At 68.0% G+C, this 15317-nt stretch carries 14 protein-coding genes and 1 pseudogene; 3 read left to right on the top strand and 12 right to left on the bottom strand.

Features of this window, described 5'->3' with window-relative positions:
- Window positions 1-48 precede the first annotated feature (48 nt).
- Window positions 49-1086 carry an ABC transporter ATP-binding protein gene (locus ACZ4WS_RS07000; protein WP_467977899.1) on the top strand — a complete coding sequence of 346 codons (1038 nt, stop codon included), beginning with the start codon at window positions 49-51 and terminating at the stop codon, window positions 1084-1086.
- 26 nt (window positions 1087-1112) lie between these two features.
- On the top strand, window positions 1113-2159 hold the full coding sequence (locus tag ACZ4WS_RS06995; protein ID WP_467977898.1) for an ABC transporter ATP-binding protein: 1047 nt from the start codon (window positions 1113-1115) through the stop codon (window positions 2157-2159).
- Between the two features lie 189 nt (window positions 2160-2348).
- On the opposite strand, the gene ACZ4WS_RS06990 is transcribed toward ACZ4WS_RS06995, so the two are convergent.
- From ACZ4WS_RS06990 to ACZ4WS_RS06970, 5 genes and pseudogenes are all read right to left on the bottom strand, one after another.
- Entirely contained in the window at window positions 2349-3014 is a 666-nt protein-coding gene (locus ACZ4WS_RS06990) for a hypothetical protein (protein ID WP_467977896.1), read from the bottom strand.
- Window positions 3007-3525: a SigE family RNA polymerase sigma factor gene (locus ACZ4WS_RS06985; RefSeq protein ID WP_467977894.1), complete on the bottom strand. Its 519-nt coding sequence runs from the start codon at window positions 3523-3525 to the stop codon at window positions 3007-3009. The genes ACZ4WS_RS06990 and ACZ4WS_RS06985 overlap by 8 nt, the downstream gene beginning before the upstream one ends.
- 230 nt (window positions 3526-3755) lie before the next feature.
- Window positions 3756-3902, bottom strand: a pseudogene (locus ACZ4WS_RS06980) (GNAT family N-acetyltransferase); the annotation flags it as partial.
- A gap of 38 nt (window positions 3903-3940) precedes the next feature.
- On the bottom strand, window positions 3941-4315 hold the full coding sequence (locus ACZ4WS_RS06975) for a VOC family protein (protein ID WP_467977893.1): 375 nt from the start codon (window positions 4313-4315) through the stop codon (window positions 3941-3943).
- A gap of 21 nt (window positions 4316-4336) precedes the next feature.
- Window positions 4337-4840, bottom strand: coding sequence for a DinB family protein (locus ACZ4WS_RS06970; RefSeq protein WP_467977891.1), 504 nt, complete (start codon window positions 4838-4840; stop codon window positions 4337-4339).
- 107 nt (window positions 4841-4947) lie between these two features.
- Between ACZ4WS_RS06970 and ACZ4WS_RS06965 the strand changes: the two genes are divergently transcribed.
- Window positions 4948-5688, top strand: a complete 741-nt coding sequence (locus ACZ4WS_RS06965) for a class I SAM-dependent methyltransferase (RefSeq protein ID WP_467977889.1) — start codon at window positions 4948-4950, stop codon at window positions 5686-5688.
- Window positions 5689-5741: 53 nt separating this feature from the next.
- Here the strand turns inward: ACZ4WS_RS06965 and ACZ4WS_RS06960 are convergent, their stop codons facing one another.
- From ACZ4WS_RS06960 to ACZ4WS_RS06930, 7 genes are all read right to left on the bottom strand, one after another.
- The gene (locus ACZ4WS_RS06960; protein WP_467978335.1) at window positions 5742-6845 is read right to left on the bottom strand and encodes an ABC transporter ATP-binding protein; all 1104 of its coding nucleotides are present in this window, start codon (window positions 6843-6845) and stop codon (window positions 5742-5744) included.
- Between the two features lie 32 nt (window positions 6846-6877).
- Entirely contained in the window at window positions 6878-7942 is a 1065-nt protein-coding gene (locus ACZ4WS_RS06955) for an ABC transporter ATP-binding protein (RefSeq protein ID WP_467977887.1), read from the bottom strand.
- Between the two features lie 61 nt (window positions 7943-8003).
- Window positions 8004-8981 carry an ABC transporter permease gene (locus tag ACZ4WS_RS06950; protein ID WP_467977885.1) on the bottom strand — a complete coding sequence of 326 codons (978 nt, stop codon included), beginning with the start codon at window positions 8979-8981 and terminating at the stop codon, window positions 8004-8006.
- Window positions 8982-9058: 77 nt separating this feature from the next.
- Window positions 9059-10855, bottom strand: a complete 1797-nt coding sequence (locus ACZ4WS_RS06945) for an ABC transporter substrate-binding protein (RefSeq protein ID WP_467977884.1) — start codon at window positions 10853-10855, stop codon at window positions 9059-9061.
- A gap of 113 nt (window positions 10856-10968) precedes the next feature.
- Window positions 10969-11997, bottom strand: a complete 1029-nt coding sequence (locus ACZ4WS_RS06940) for an ABC transporter permease (protein ID WP_467977882.1) — start codon at window positions 11995-11997, stop codon at window positions 10969-10971.
- Between the two features lie 572 nt (window positions 11998-12569).
- A complete protein-coding gene (typA, locus tag ACZ4WS_RS06935; protein WP_467977880.1) occupies window positions 12570-14477 on the bottom strand; it encodes a translational GTPase TypA in 1908 nt (635 codons plus the stop codon).
- A 158-nt stretch (window positions 14478-14635) separates the two neighbouring features.
- Entirely contained in the window at window positions 14636-15298 is a 663-nt protein-coding gene (locus ACZ4WS_RS06930) for a hypothetical protein (protein ID WP_467977878.1), read from the bottom strand.
- Window positions 15299-15317: the final 19 nt, after the last annotated feature.

Here is a 15317-nt window from a genome sequence, read left to right as displayed (position 1 = left end):
CCGCCGCCCCCACCAGCTACCCCGCATCACCCCCTCAGGAGCGTCCCCGTGACGAGCACCGACCAGCAGCCCTTCCTGTCCGTCAAGGACTTGAAGGTGCACTTCTCGACCGAGGACGGCACCGTCAAGGCCGTCGACGGTCTCTCGTTCGACCTCGTACGCGGCAAGACGCTGGGCATCGTGGGTGAGTCGGGGTCCGGCAAGTCGGTCACCAACCTGACCATCCTGGGGCTGCACAACCCGGACAGCACGACCGTCGAGGGCTCCATCACCCTCGACGGCCAGGAGCTGAACGGCGCTTCGGAGAAGACTCTGGAGAAGCTGCGCGGCAACAAGATGTCGATGATCTTCCAGGACGCGCTGACCTCCCTGTCGCCGTACCACACCATCGGCAAGCAGATCGGCGAGACCTACCGCAAGCACACCGGCTGCTCCAAGAAGGAGGCCCGGGAGCGGGCCATCGAGATGCTGACCCGCGTCGGCATCCCGCAGCCGGACGTGCGCGTCGACGACTACCCGCACCAGTTCTCCGGCGGTATGCGCCAGCGCGCGATGATCGCCATGGCGCTGGTCTGCGACCCCGAGCTGCTGATCGCGGACGAGCCGACGACCGCCCTGGACGTCACCGTGCAGGCGCAGATCATGGACCTGCTCAAGGACCTCCAGCAGGAGTTCGGCACGGCGATCATCTTCATCACCCACGACCTCGGTGTCATCGCCGACATCGCGGACGAGGTGCTGGTGATGTACGGCGGCCGGTGCGTGGAGCGCGGGACGAAGAAGGAGGTGCTGCGCGCGCCGCAGCACCCGTACACCTGGGGTCTGCTCGGCTCGATGCCGAGCCTGGAGGGGCCGGTCGACGTACCGCTGTCGCCGATCCCGGGCTCGCCGCCCTCGCTGCTGAACCCGCCGTCCGGCTGCCGGTTCCACCCCCGGTGCAGCTTCACCGAGAAGGTCAAGGACGGGCTCTGCTCCTCCGAGCGCCCCCTGCTCCAGCTCACGGACGGACGCGGCTCCGCCTGCCACCTGACCGCCGACCAGCGCCGCGACTTCTTCGCCGACTTCGCCGGCAGCCGGGCCAACTGACGTACACAAGACGGGAATTCACCACCATGGGCATCACCACTCCCCTCCTGGACGTCTCCGGGCTCACCAAACACTTCCCGATCAAGGGCGGCTTCCCCATCCGGCGTACGGTCGGCGCGGTCCAGGCCGTCGACGGTCTGGACTTCCAGGTCGCCGAGGGCGAGAGCCTGGGTCTCGTCGGTGAGTCCGGCTGTGGCAAGTCGACGACAGGCCGGCTGATCACCCGGCTCCTGGAGCCGACGGCGGGCCAGATCCTGTACCGCGGCAAGGACATCACGCACGCGGACCGCAGGCAGCTGGCGCCGGTCCGCTCCGAGATCCAGATGATCTTCCAGGACCCGTACGCCTCGCTGAACCCGAGGCACACGGTCGGAAAGATCATCTCGGGTCCGATGGAGGTCAACAACATCAACCCGGCGGGCGGGCGCGAGAACCGCGTGCGCGAGCTGCTGGAGACCGTCGGTCTCAACCCCGAGCACTACAACCGCTTCCCGCACGAGTTCTCCGGCGGCCAGCGCCAGCGCATCGGGGTGGCCCGCGCGCTGGCCCTGGAGCCGAAGCTGATCGTGGCGGACGAGCCGGTCTCCGCGCTGGACGTCTCGATCCAGGCGCAGGTCGTCAACCTGCTCCAGGAGCTCCAGCGGGACCTGGGCATCGCCTTCGTCTTCATCGCCCACGACCTGGCGATCGTGCGGCACTTCTCGCAGCGCGTCGCGGTCATGTACCTCGGCAAGATCGTCGAGATCGCCGACCGCGAGGACCTGTACGCGAACCCGCGCCACCCCTACACGCGCGCCCTGCTCTCCGCCGTCCCCGAGGCGACCGCGGACGACACCCCGGCCCGCGACCGCATCCGCCTCACCGGCGACGTGCCCTCACCCATCAACCCGCCGTCCGGCTGCCGCTTCCGCACCCGCTGCTGGAAGGCGACGGAGAAGTGCGCGACGGAGGCCCCGCCGCTGGTGCACGTCGAGGGCAACACCGAGGGTCACCTGACGGCGTGCCACTACCCGGAGGTCAAGGAGACCGTTCCGGCTCCCCGCCTCTCCAAAGACCCCGAGGTCACGGCCTGACACACCCCTTTACCGTCAGCCCGTGACCGGCGGGACCCGACTTTCGCCGGCCCATTGACCCGAGCCCGAACGTCCGGTTCCCGGGGAACAGAAGGCCCGTGCCCTCCTGAGGAGGACACGGGCCTTCGCCCTGCCGGTGCGCGTCAGCAGTACTTCTTCTTGGCCCCGTGGAATTCTTCGAGGAAATGTTCAGCCCCGGGCGGGCCGGCCCGCGCGTACCTCGACCACCAGGATCCATTGTTTGCCGTGCTCGATCGAGACACGGCGGTCCCGGCCGTCCTCGCCCGTGCCCACGTAGGTGTTCGGCGCTGTGCCCGTGGGCTTGAGACCACAGGTGGACAGGGTTTCGTGCAGGTCCTTGAGCAGGGCGTCGACTGTGCCCGTGCCGTCGAGGTCCGCGTAACGCTGCCAGGCCACGGCGTCCCGGCTGCCCTTGTACTCAAAGGTGTACCGCCAGCCGGAGTACTTGTCGGACCCGGCCCACCCGTCGCAGACCATCACCCTCGACAGCGAAGCGTCGGTGTCGTTCGACGGCACGTCCTGCGTCTGCCAGTGCCACGTCCCGTTCCACGGCAGTTGCTCGGCCCTCCGCAACTCGAGGGTGTCGCCCTTCTTGTACGGGCTGTAGTCCCCCTCGATCGAGGGGGAGGCCGTCGGTGTCTTCTCAGGGCGAGCGGGACGCGATCCGTCCCCGGGCAGCGCCGCCCACGACGTCCCCGCCACGATCGCCGCGACGACGGCTGCCACCGCGCCTGCGCGCCGCCGGTTGCGCCGCTGGTTTCCCCGGGCGCGCAGTGTTGTGGCCGGGGGCAGGTTCAGCACCACGTCATCCAGCAGTTCCTCGACCTCAGCCATGCTGGGCCACCCCCTCGGTGGTGAAAACGGTGGGCTCGGCGAGCCGTGCGCCCAGGGTCTTGCGGGCCCGGCTCAGCCGGGTGCGGACCGCGCCGCTGGACGCACCGGTCTCGCGCGCGACCTGCTCCACGGGCAGGTCCAGGAGATGGTGCAGGACGACCACCTGGCGCTGCTCCGGGTTCAGCTCACGCAGGGCGTTCATCAACGCCACGCGGTCCGCGGACAGTTCGGGCACGTCGGCCTGCGGGCCGTGTCGGAACTGGGCGCGCAGCCGACCGCGCGTCCTGCGCCAGGTGCTGATCGCCAGCCGCATCGCGACGGTCCGCACCCACGGCAGCGGGTCCTCGTCGTCCCGGGTCAGCCGGTCCCATCTCTGCCACGCGCGTATGTACGCCTCCTGCACGGCGTCCTCGGCCTCCGCCACGTCGCCGGTCATCGCATAGACCGTGGCGACCAGGCGCTTGGCCGTGGCGGTGTAGAACGCGTCGAAATCCTCCGACTGCGTCGCCATCTCTCCCCGTTCGTCATGCTTCTCGTCAGCACTTCTCGTCATCGCTTCCCGGCGGGTGCGATCACTCTCCCCGTCGTTCCCGCTGACTTGAACACGCCTGAGGGGCCGAGGATGTTACAGGTGACTTTCGTGCGACAGCAGACAGCAGACAGCACGAAGGCCCGTGCACCCTTCAAGGGTGCGCGGGCCTTCTCTCTCCTGCGTGGGCTCAGACTCTCTCCTGCTCGGGATCAGACCGCGGACAGGTCCAGTTCCCCCACGACCTGGTCCCCGCTCGTCTCTCCCGCACGGCGGAACCCGAGCCGCAGATAGAACTCCTCGGGTCCGCCCTCCCCCTCGACCCAGGTCACCGTGAGGCGGGAGTCGCCGCGTCGACGCCGCCCGGCGTCACCTTCTCCGGGCTCAGCACCGTCGCTCAGCCCAACTCGCCGCGCTCCACACAGAATTCGTTCCCCTCGAGGTCCGCCAGGATGACCCAGCCGCCGCCGTCCGGGCGGGTGTGGTCCGCGATCTGGCGGGCGCCGAGCCCGAGCGCGCGCTCGACCTCCGCCGCGCGGGTGCGTCCCTGGGGCTGAAGGTCGAGGTGGATGCGGTTCTTGGCCGACTTGCCCTCCGGGACGTGCACGAAGAGCAGCGTCGGGCCGCCGCCCGGGTCCCGCAGAACCGCCTCAGGATCCCCGGGCTTGTCGTCCTCGTCCAGTGGCCGCCCGAGCAACTCGCTCCAGAACAGCCCGAGGTCGTACGGGTCACCGGTGCAGTCGAAGGTGATGGTGCGGATGGTGGGATTCAACGGCCCTGCCTCTGCCATGGTCTAGGCGCCCGTCCGGCCGTCGGCCAGTTCGCGCAGGATGTCGAGGTGGCCGTTGTGGCGGGCCGTCTCCTCGATGAGGTGGAGGATGATCCAGCGGAGGTCGACGTGGCGGCCGTCACGGATGGGCCGCTCGGCCTTGTCGTCCAGCGAGTGCTCGGCGATCAACTTCCCGTAGCGGGCGCTCTGTTCCTCGTACTGGGACAGCAGGTCCGCCAGCGGCACGTCGACGGCGATGCGCATCTCGCGGTCGGGATCCTCGTCCGTCCAGGGCCCTTCGTCCTCCTCGCCGAGGAACACCACCTGGAACCAGGAGTACTCGACCCAGCGCAGATGGCTGATCAGTCCGCACAGGGTCATCAGCGGGGAGCCGGGCAGCGGGGCCTTGCGGGCGTCCTCCGCCGAGACACCGTCGCACTTGGCACGAGCCGTGTCGCGGACGTAGTCGAGGAAGGTGGTCAGCTGGGTGCGCTCGTCCCAGGCGGGAGGCGTGTCAGTTCGAGTCATCGGGGGAAGCATCCCCGTCCGCCCGTTCGGTGTCGAGCGATTAAGGCACACCGGATTCCTTCCCGATCACTGGTTCGGCGGAGCCTACGGGCTGAGACACTGCTGCGATGGCTGATCATTCGTTCAGTGATGTCTCGCTCGCCGCCCTGTACGACGCCCTCAATCCATGGGGTCCGAGTGACGACTTCTACCTGGACCTGGTGATGTCCGCGCGGTCCGTGCTCGATGTCGGGTGCGGGACGGGGCGGCTGTTGGCGCGAGCCCGGGAGGCGGGGCACGCGGGGCGGTTGTGCGGGCTCGATCCCGCCGCGGCCATGCTCGTGCAGGCGCGGCGGCGGGCCGCCGTCGAGTGGGTGCTCGGAGATCTCGCCTCGGCGCGCTGGGAGCGGGAGTTCGACCTCGTCGTGATGACCGGGCACGCCTTTCAAGTACTGCTCGGGGACGAGGAGTTACGGGCGTCGCTGGGCGCGATACGCGACGCGCTCAGCGACGGCGGGCGGTTCGTCTTCGAGACGCGGAACCCGGCCGCCCGCGCCTGGGAGAGCTGGACCCCGGAGCACGTGCGCGAGGTCACCGGCTCCGACGGCGCTCTTGTACGTGTCTGGCACGAGGTCGAGACACCCGTCGCCGGGGACCGCGTGACGTTCACCGAGACGTTCGAACACCCGGCGTGGGACCGGCCCCGGGTCAGTCGCAGCACGCTGCGGTTCCTGGGCCCGGACGCCCTGTCGCGGTTCCTCGGCGAGGCCGGGCTCTGCGTGCACGAGCGGTACGGGGGCTGGGGGCGGGGGCCGTTCACCCCCGCCTCCTCCGAGATCGTCACGGTGGCCCGGCCCAACAGGGCCTGAGGCCTGTCCGGCGGATCAGCGGATCAGGCCGGACACGCGGCCCCGGACAGGTCCTAGCTGTCCGCGATGCCCTCCTCCAGCGCCGCCAGCGCCGGGTCCAGCACGATGTCCTCGGCACGGGCCTCGATCGTCGGATCCTCCGGGAAGTGACAGGCCGTCAAATGACCCTCGGCGTTGCCCGAAAGACGGATCAGCGGCGGTTCCTCCTGCGCACACTTGTCCTGCGCCTTCCAGCAGCGTGTACGGAAGCGGCAGCCGGACGGCGGGGAGATGGGGGACGGGACGTCGCCCTGGAGGCGGATGCGTTCCTTCTTCTCGGCGTCGATGTCCGCTTCCGGTACGGCCGACATCAGCGCGTGGGTGTAGGGGTGGCGGGGTCCGGTGTACAGCGACGCACGGTCGGCGATCTCCACGATCTTGCCGAGGTACATGACCGCGACACGCTGCGAGAAGTGCCGCACGATCGCCAGGTCGTGGGCGATGAAGACGAACGCGATGCCCATCTCCCGCTGGACCTCCTGGAGCAGGTTCACGACCTGCGCCTGGATGGAGACATCGAGGGCGGAGACCGGTTCGTCCGCCACGATCAGCTTCGGCGACAGCGCCAGCGCACGGGCCACCCCGATGCGCTGCCGCTGGCCGCCGGAGAACTCGTGCGGGAAGCGGTTGTAGTGCTCGGGGTTGAGGCCGACGGTCTCCAGGAGTTCGCGTACACGGGCCTCGCGGCCGCCGGGCGGATGGATGCCGTTGATCTCCATCGGGGAGTTGATGATCGTGCCGACCGTCTGACGGGGGTTCAGGGACGCGTACGGATCCTGGAAGATCATCTGGATCTCGGAGCGGATCGGGGACAGCTGGCGCCGGGTGGAGCGGCTGATGTCCTTTCCGCGGTAGGAGATCGTGCCCTGCGTCGGCTCGAGCAGCCGGGTCAGCAGCCGTCCCGTGGTGGACTTGCCGCAGCCCGACTCGCCCACCAGGCCCAGGCTCTCGCCGGGGAAGACGTCGAAGGAGACGCCGTCCACGGCCTGCACCGCGCCGACCGTACGGCGGATCGGGAAGCCTCCCTTCACCGGGAAGTACTTCGTCAAGTCGCGTACCCGCATCAGCGGTTCGGCCGGGTCCGCGTCCCGCTGCCCGGGGATCGCGTCGGTCACCACCGCGGTCTTCTCGTCGCTCACAGTCAGTCCCCTCAGCCCAGCCTGGGCCGAATCGTCTCGGTGAAGATGCGGTTTTTTTGATCCGGCGTCAGATGGCAGGCCGCGCCACGCCCCACCGGCAGTTCGGGCCGTACGTCCACACACCGGTCGGAGCCCTCGACCTCGCTCCGGAAGGCGCACCGCGGATGGAACGGGCACCCCGAGGGCGGGTTCAACAACGACGGGGGCGCGCCCGGAATGGGCGTCAGCGGCTCGTCCACGTCCGCCGAAAGGCGCGGCATGGAGGTCAGCAGGCCCCAGGTGTACGGGTGCCCGGGAGATTTGAGCACCTCACGGACGGTGCCGCGCTCCACCGCCCGTCCCGCGTACATCACGAGGAGGTTGTCCGCCATGTTCGCGACCACCCCGAGATCGTGAGTGATCATGATGATCGCGGAGCCGAACTCCTGCTGGAGATCCTTCAGGAGGTCCAGGATCTGCGCCTGCACGGTCACGTCGAGGGCCGTCGTGGGCTCGTCGGCGATCAGCAGGTCCGGGTTGCAGACCAGGGACATCGCGATCATCGCGCGCTGGCGCATACCGCCGGAGAACTGGTGCGGGTAGTCGTCCACGCGCTGTTTGGGGTGCGGGATGCCGACCTTCGCCAGCATCTCGATCGCCCGGTCCCGCGCCTCCTTCTTGGAGGCCCCGGTGTGCTTGCGGAACGGCTCGCCGATCTGCCGGCCCACGGTGTGGTACGGCGACAGCGCGGTCAGCGCGTCCTGGAAGATCATCGCCATCTTGTTGCCGCGGAGCTTCTCCAGCTCGGCCTCCGTGGCGGTGATCAGCTCCTTGCCGTCGAGGATGATCTCGCCGTCGATCGTGGTCGTCATCGGGTTGTGCAGGCCGAGGACGGTCAGGTTGGTGACGGACTTCCCGGACCCGGACTCACCGACGATGCCGAGTGTCGTACCGCGCTCCAGGTCGAAGGAGATGCCGTCGACCGCCTTGACGACGCCGTCCTCCGTGGAGAACCGCACATGCAGGTCGCGGACCGAGAGGAACGCGTCGGATCCGGTGGGCGCCGGGGAGTCCTCCGGCTTGGTGAGTGTGGTCACTGCGGTTTCTCCCAGGAGCAGGACTACGAGCGGGACGACTACGACATGACGACGAGCAGGGCTACGACAGACGGACGCGTGGGTCGATCACCGCGTACAGGGCGTCCACGATGACGTTGAGCAGCAGGATGAACGCGGCGCTGAAGATCATCACGCCCATGAGTTTCGGCAGGTCCTTGCCGACCACGGAATCCACGGCGAGCCGGCCGAGACCCGCGAGACCGAAGGTGAACTCGGTGACGACGGCACCGCCGAGCAGCGCCGAGAGGTCCATGCCGAGGATGGTCAGGATGGGGATGAGCGAGCCGCGCCAGGCATAGCGGAAGAAGACGTATCTGCCGGTCATGCCCTTCGCGCGGGCCGCGCGCACATGCTCCTCCTGGAGCTGCTCGATCATCGTCGAGCGCGCCATGCGCGTGTAGTTGGCGGTGAAGATGACGGACATGACGAGCCAGGGGATCAGCAGGCCCATGAACCACTGGGCCGGATTCTCCGTGAGGGGCACGTATTTGGGTTTGTCCAGCCAGCCGGTGCTGTACACGAAGATGCCGAGGACGACCGGGCCGAGGAAGTAGATCTGCATGGAGCTGAGCACCAGCGAGATGCTGCTGAACGTCTTGTCGAGCCAGGTCCCCCGGAAGCGCGCGGCGATGAGGCCGGTGCCGAGGCCGACGACGAGGAAGACGAGGAGACCGCCGACCGTGAGGGACAGCGTCAGCGGGAAGCGGTCCATCATCGTGGACCAGACCATCTGCTGGTCGCGGAAGGAGACACCGAAGCAGGGGGCCGGGCAGTGACCCACGGCGAAGTCGCGCCCGGCGAAGATGCCGACGAGGAACTTCCAGTACTGCACCGGCACCGGATCATCGAGGCCCAGGTTCTTGTGGATGATCGCCAGCGCGTCCGGGGTGCAGTTCTTGCCGCACGCGAGGGTCGCCGGGTCCTGGGGGATCGCGTAGTACATCCAGAACGTGAACGCGCTGATCAGCAGGAGGATGAGCACAGCGCCGAACGTCCGGCGAAGGAGGAATCGAAGCATGGCGGAACGCTGCTCTCAGGACGGCGGCCAGGGACAGGAGCGCCCGGGGCGCACCGGAGTGCGCCCCGGGACCGTGGTCAGCTCTTGAGGAAGATCCGGGTCGGGTCGGTGTAGCTGGTCACCGTGGAGTAGCGCAGGCCACCCACGTTGGAGCCGGCGATCTGGAACACCTTGGTGTAGTAGATCGGCGACGCCGGGTTGACCTTCTCGCTGATGTACTGGTTGAGGGCGGTCCAGGCCTTGGTGGCCTCGGCGGTGTCCGTGATCTTCTGGATGCGGACGATCTCCGAGTTCACGTGGTCGTCGTTGATGTGCGCGTAGTTCGACGCACCGTCCTGGATCTGCGTGCCGTCGTACAGCGGCGGGAAGACGGTGTTGGCGGACGGCCAGTCCTGGCCCCAGCCGGTCATGTAGATGTCGAAGCCGTTCTTGACCTTGCCGACCTGCTCGTACCAGGTGGCGGCGTCGATCTCCTTCTTCTGGACGTCCAGACCGATCTTCGTGAGGGCGTTCTCGACGAGGACGGCCTGCTGCTGGCGGACCGGGATGTTGGCGTAGGCGTAGACGATCTTCATGCCCTTGGCGCCGGCCTCGTCGATCAGCTTCTTGGCCTTCGCGATGTCACCGTTCGGGTGCTTGGCCCGGTCGAACGGGTCGTAGTCCTTCTGGTAGCCCGGAGTCGTGGGCGACATCAGGCTGTTGGCGACCTCACCGCCGTACGCGCCACCGTCTGCCTTGTACACCGCGGTGGACGGCATGGCGTAGGTGATCGCGTCGCGGATCTTCTTGTCCTTGAGGCGGTCCATGTTGAAGTTCATCTGCCACACGTACGGGGCGTAGCCCTGGATCGTGCGCTTCATCGCCGCGGGGTCGGAGACGACCTTCTGCACCTGGGTGGTGGCGACCTGACCGGTCATCATGATGGCGTTCTTGGCGTCACCGCGGTCGGCGAGGATCGTCTTGGTCTGGTCCTCGTCGTCGTGGTTGATGTCGATGTTGAAGCCGTCGACATACTGGTGACGCATCGGGTCCGTCTTCGGGTCCCAGTTGGTGTTCTTGACCAGCTTGACGCTCTTGCCGGCCTTGAACTCCGAGATCTTGTAGGGGCCGACGGCGACCGGCTTGGTGTCGTACTTCGCCTTGGTGTCCGTCTTCTCGGGGACGACGGAGTAGCCGGCCATGGCCAGCGCCTGCGGCAGGTCGGGCTGCGCGGCCGCGAAGTGGAAGACGACCGTCTTGTCGTCGGGGGTCGCGAGGACCGTGTCCGGCAGGTGCTTGCCCTTGAACGGACCGGCGTACGCCTTGCGGTAGGCGGTACCGGAACCCGACAGCCACTGCTGGATGTAGGACGGGCCGTCGGTGATGAACGGGTCGTAGAGCCGCTCGAAGGTATGGCGGATGTCGGCCGAGTCGATCACATGACCGGTCTCGTCCTTGACCCCGTCCTTCAGCGTGTACGTCCAGGTCTTGCCGCCGTCCGAAATCTTGCCGGCGTCCGTGGCGAGGTCACCGACGACGGTGAGACCGCCCTTGGCGTCCTCCTTGTACGTGGTGAGGCCGCGGTAGATGAGCTTCGAGAGCAGGCCGCCGTCACTGACGTAGATCTGGCCCGGGTCGAGGTGCGAGAAGTCGTCCTCCTCGTACACCTGGACCGTGCCGCCGGGCTTGGCTCCCGTGACCTCTTCGGCGGGGCCCGTCGAGTCCTGCGCGGTGCCCATCTTCACCGCCGCGGACTGTGCGGCCGCCTGCTTCTTGTCTTTGCTCTTGTTCTGGCCGTTGCCGTTGTCGCTGCTGCTGCAGCCGGCCAGCGCGAGGGCGCCGGCCGCTACCGCGACGACGGCGGTCCGCGCTCTGCGGGAACTGAGGATGCTCATCGAGTCGAGTCCACCTGCCTGTGAGTTGTGATCAGTGATCCACTGGTACTGCCTGGCAGTGCACGGCCGGTCGTCGCCGGCTCCCGGGTGACAGCGGTCTCCCGCTCTCGAAATCAGCGGCCCGTCTTGGGATCGAAGGCATCCCGGACCGAGTCACCGAGGAGGTTGAACGCCACGACGAAAACGACCATGGCGACACCCGGGAAGAACATGTAGACGGGGTCCTGTTCGTAGATGTCCGACCCGATGGCGAACATCCGGCCCCAGTCGGGGGTCGGTTCGGAGTAGCCGACGCCGACGAAGGAGAGAAAGGCGACCGAGAGAATGGTGTTGGGCAGCATGTAGGTGCCCTGCACCAGGATCGGTGTGACGAGGTTGGGCAGCAGTTCCTTGCGGATGATCCGCCAGGGGGAGGCGCCCGCGACCTTCGCCGCCTCCACGAACTCCCGCTCGCGCAGCGAGAGGGTGACCGCCCGGAGCAGCCGGGCGAGGCCCATCCAGCCGAGGAACCACAGCACGCCGATGATCGCGAGCGCGTGGATGTAGGTGGGCGTCTCCTCGTCGGGGGCGACGAACACCGCGGTGATCACCGGCATCGACGCGATCATGAACAGCTGCTGCGGAAAGGCGAGCAGGAAGTCCGTGAGCCGGCCGAGCCAGTAGTCGACCTTGCCGCCGAAGTAGCCGCCGGCCAGGCCGATCAGCACCCCCATCAGCACCATCGCGACCGTCGCCGCGAGCGCCGTGAACAGCGAGGTGCGCATGCCGTACAGGAGCTGCATGAACACATCGCGCCCCAGGGTCGGTTCGATCCCGAACCAGTACTCCGAGGTGATGCCTCCGTTGGGTCCGGAGGGCATGTTGAAGTCGTTCAGGAGCAGCGGGTTGTCCTGCCCGTAGAGCGTGTACGGGTTCTTGCCGTACAGCTTCGAGATCAGCGGAGCGAGGGCGGCGACCAGGAAGAAGAAGATCACGATGTACGCGGAGACGACACCGCTGCGGTCGCGCTTGAACCGGCGCCACATCAGCTGGCCGGGCGATCGGCCCGCCAGCTTCTCCGGCGTGCCGGAACGCTTCTGCTTGACCTGCTCGTCGACCTCGGTGGAGGCTTCCGCGCCCTGGATCTCGATCGGACTCGTCATGATTCGTCCATTTCATGGGTACGCCGAGTCCGCGGCCGCCACAGGGTGTGGGCGGCCACGAATCGGACCATGCGGATCAGGAGAGACGTATGCCTATCGGTCGCTGGGCGCCGGGGCGCGGCGTGCGACAACTCGCAGATGAACACGCGTAGTTGGCATCTGATGCCTCCTCATGACTCAACCGGTGCACGGACAGGAGGGGTCCCTGACTGACCTCCGACACCCCTGACGGAGGGTCAAACACCCCACTGTGCTCGTGAGTCGGCGCTGTCCCCACAGCGCATGACCCATTGACCCGAGCGTTACGCGGCTAACTATCTGACATGAGTCAGATACCGACCACCGCCTTTAGGTCTCGGTTCCATCACAGCTGACGCGTACATCTTCCAAAATCTGGACAAACTGATCCGAGGGAGAAGCCCGCGAAACGGACGTGTTACATGCGTATCGGGCGGGAGGTTCCGCATTTCGGACGCGGCGAGCGGAAAAAACCGGTTGCAAAAAGCCCGGGTGCCCCCAGCATGGGGACACCCGGGCTCAGTCGGTACGGACCAGCCGTACCGGACAGCCGATCAGCCGTGCTTGGCGCGGCTCGCGGCGCGGCCACGCTCGCGGGCGTCCAGGTTGACCTTGCGGATGCGAACGGCCTCCGGGGTCACCTCGACACACTCGTCGTCGCGGCAGAACTCCAGCGACTGCTCCAGGGAGAGCTTGCGCGGCGGCACGATCGCCTCGAACGAGTCGGCCGCGGCCGACCGCATGTTGGTGAGCTTCTTCTCCTTGGTGATGTTCACGTCCATGTCGTCAGCGCGCGAGTTCTCGCCGACGATCATGCCCTCGTACACCTCGGTGCCCGGGTCGGTGAACAGCACGCCGCGCTCCTGGAGGTTCGTCATCGCGAACGCGGTGACGGAGCCGGAGCGGTCGGCGACCAGCGAGCCGTTGTTACGGGTCGTCAGCACGCCGAACCAGGGCTCGTGGCCCTCGTGGATCGAGTGCGCGATGCCGGTGCCGCGGGTGCCGGTGAGGAACTCGGTCCGGAACCCGATCAGACCGCGGGACGGCACGACGAACTCCAGACGCACCCATCCCGAACCGTGGTTGGACATGTTGTCCATCCGGCCCTTGCGGACGCCCATGAGCTGCGTGACCGCGCCCATGTGCTCCTCGGGGACGTCGATCGTCATGCGCTCGACCGGCTCGTGGACCTTGCCGTCGATCACCTGGGTGACGACCTGCGGCTTGCCGATGGTCAGCTCGAAGCCCTCGCGGCGCATCTGCTCGACCAGGATGGCGAGCGCGAGCTCACCACGGCCCTGGACCTCCCACGCGTCCGGGCGCTCGGTGTCGAGCACACGGAGGGAGACGTTACCGACCAGCTCGCGGTCGAGGCGGTCCTTGACCTGGCGGGCGGTGACCTTGCGGTCCTTGACCGCGGCCTTGGCGTCCGCGCCCTTGCCGGTGCCACCACGGCCGACCAGCGGCGAGGTGTTCGTACCGATCGTCATCGAGATCGCCGGCTCGTCGACCGTGATCAGCGGCAGCGCGATCGGGTTCTCGGGGTCGGCCAGGGTCTCGCCGATCATGATGTCCGGGATACCGGCGACGGCGCAGATGTCACCGGGGCCGGCCACCTCGGCGGGCTTGCGGGTGAGCGCCTCGGTCATCAGCAGCTCGGTGATGCGCACGTTGGACATCGTGCCGTCGCGCTTGATCCACGTGACGGTCTGGCCCTTGCGCAGCTCGCCCTGCTCGACGCGGAGCAGCGCGATACGGCCGAGGAAGTTGTCCGCGTCGAGGTTGGTGACGTGCGCCTGGAGCGGGGCGGTCTCGTCGTAGGACGGGGCCGGCACGGACTCCAGGATCGTGGAGAAGAACGGCTCCAGGCTGTCGCTGTCGGCCGGGACGGTGCCGTCCTCCGGCTTGGTCAGCGAGGCCACGCCGTCACGCGCACACGCGTAGACGATGGGGAACTCGATCTGGTCCTCGTCGGCGTCGAGGTCGAGGAAGAGGTCGTACGCCTCGTTCACGACCTCGTCGATGCGCGAGTCGGGGCGGTCCGTCTTGTTGATGCACAGGATGACGGGCAGGCGGGCCTGCAGCGCCTTGCGCAGCACGAAGCGGGTCTGGGGCAGCGGGCCCTCGGAGGCGTCGACGAGGAGGACGACCGCGTCCACCATCGACAGACCGCGCTCGACCTCGCCGCCGAAGTCGGCGTGGCCGGGGGTGTCGATGATGTTGATCGTGATGGCCTCGCCGCCATCCTTGGGGTGGTACTTCACGGCCGTGTTCTTGGCCAGGATCGTGATGCCCTTCTCACGCTCCAGGTCGTTGCTGTCCATCATGCGGTCGTCGAGCGACTCGGCGGCGTGCGCGGCGAAGGCACCGGCCTGCTTGAGCATGGCGTCGACCAGGGTGGTCTTGCCGTGGTCGACGTGGGCGACGATGGCAACGTTGCGGATGTCGTGGCGCGTGGCCATATTGAGGCGCTTCTCCCGGGGTGAGTGGACGGCCGCCGCTGCGCGGGGCCTGCCGGGCTGAACACGCCACGGCCTTACCCCATGGTACGTGGCCTTGACGGAGGCGGCCTCCGCGGGCCCGAGCGCGAGGGCCCGGGACCGCGATCCCGGCCTCGTGATCAGGCGCTCTTCGCTGCCGGTGAACCGGCCGGGCAGGTCTCGCGGGCGGCGGTGCGCGCGGCGGCGTCCGACTTCGAGGGGCCTTCGTCGATCATGGGGTCACCGCAGGTCAGGAACCCGCCGCCGAGCGTCTCCCAGCTCATCACATGGCCCCTGACCGGCTCGGCGCCGCCGCCCGGGCAGGTGTACGTGAAGTCGGCCTCGACCAGAGCGACGGACCCCCACGCGTAGTACGACCCCTTGAGGTCCCCCGTGTTCATCCGGAAGTACTCCCCGGTCTTCTCCGGCACGGCCGACTCCGAGGGGTCCGCGAGCGGTTCCTCCGTCTTGAGATGCCGGCCCAGGGCCTTGATGGCGTCCGCCGCGCGGACTCCGGCCCCCGTGGACGTCATGTGGGGCTTGTAGCTGACGCCCTGCACCGGCTTGATCAGCACCGATACGGAGTCCGTCTTCTTCTTCAGCGTGATCGGGTCGGCGAGCCCGGTCAGCTTCTGCTCGCGCACGATGCCGGACCAGACGTACGTGCCGCGCGCACACGCCGCGGCGCCCTTGTCGCCCTTCTCGTCCTGGCCGTCCCCGCCGCCGGTGCAGGCCGTGGCGCCGAAGAGCAGTGCCCCCGCGGCGAGGCCCGCCACCGTGTTCGTGAGCGCGCGCCGGCGCATGGTCGTCCCCCGTTGTGTC

It is taken from the genome of Streptomyces sp. NPDC029292 (genome assembly GCF_055569295.1).
The sequence above is the reverse complement of the archived record's forward strand: the minus strand, read 5'-3'. Positions and strand labels throughout refer to the sequence as shown.

Coding starts and splice junctions, on each gene's coding strand:
- ACZ4WS_RS06995 (WP_467977898.1), top strand. CDS start 1,113: ATGGGCATCACCACTCCCCTCCTGGACGTCTCCGGGCTCACCAAACAC.
- ACZ4WS_RS06990 (WP_467977896.1), bottom strand. CDS start 3,014: ATGGCTGAGGTCGAGGAACTGCTGGATGACGTGGTGCTGAACCTGCCC.
- ACZ4WS_RS06985 (WP_467977894.1), bottom strand. CDS start 3,525: ATGGCGACGCAGTCGGAGGATTTCGACGCGTTCTACACCGCCACGGCC.
- ACZ4WS_RS06970 (WP_467977891.1), bottom strand. CDS start 4,840: ATGACTCGAACTGACACGCCTCCCGCCTGGGACGAGCGCACCCAGCTG.
- ACZ4WS_RS06965 (WP_467977889.1), top strand. CDS start 4,948: ATGGCTGATCATTCGTTCAGTGATGTCTCGCTCGCCGCCCTGTACGAC.
- ACZ4WS_RS06950 (WP_467977885.1), bottom strand. CDS start 8,981: ATGCTTCGATTCCTCCTTCGCCGGACGTTCGGCGCTGTGCTCATCCTC.
- ACZ4WS_RS06945 (WP_467977884.1), bottom strand. CDS start 10,855: ATGAGCATCCTCAGTTCCCGCAGAGCGCGGACCGCCGTCGTCGCGGTA.
- ACZ4WS_RS06940 (WP_467977882.1), bottom strand. CDS start 11,997: ATGACGAGTCCGATCGAGATCCAGGGCGCGGAAGCCTCCACCGAGGTC.
- typA (WP_467977880.1), bottom strand. CDS start 14,477: ATGGCCACGCGCCACGACATCCGCAACGTTGCCATCGTCGCCCACGTC.
- ACZ4WS_RS06930 (WP_467977878.1), bottom strand. CDS start 15,298: ATGCGCCGGCGCGCGCTCACGAACACGGTGGCGGGCCTCGCCGCGGGG.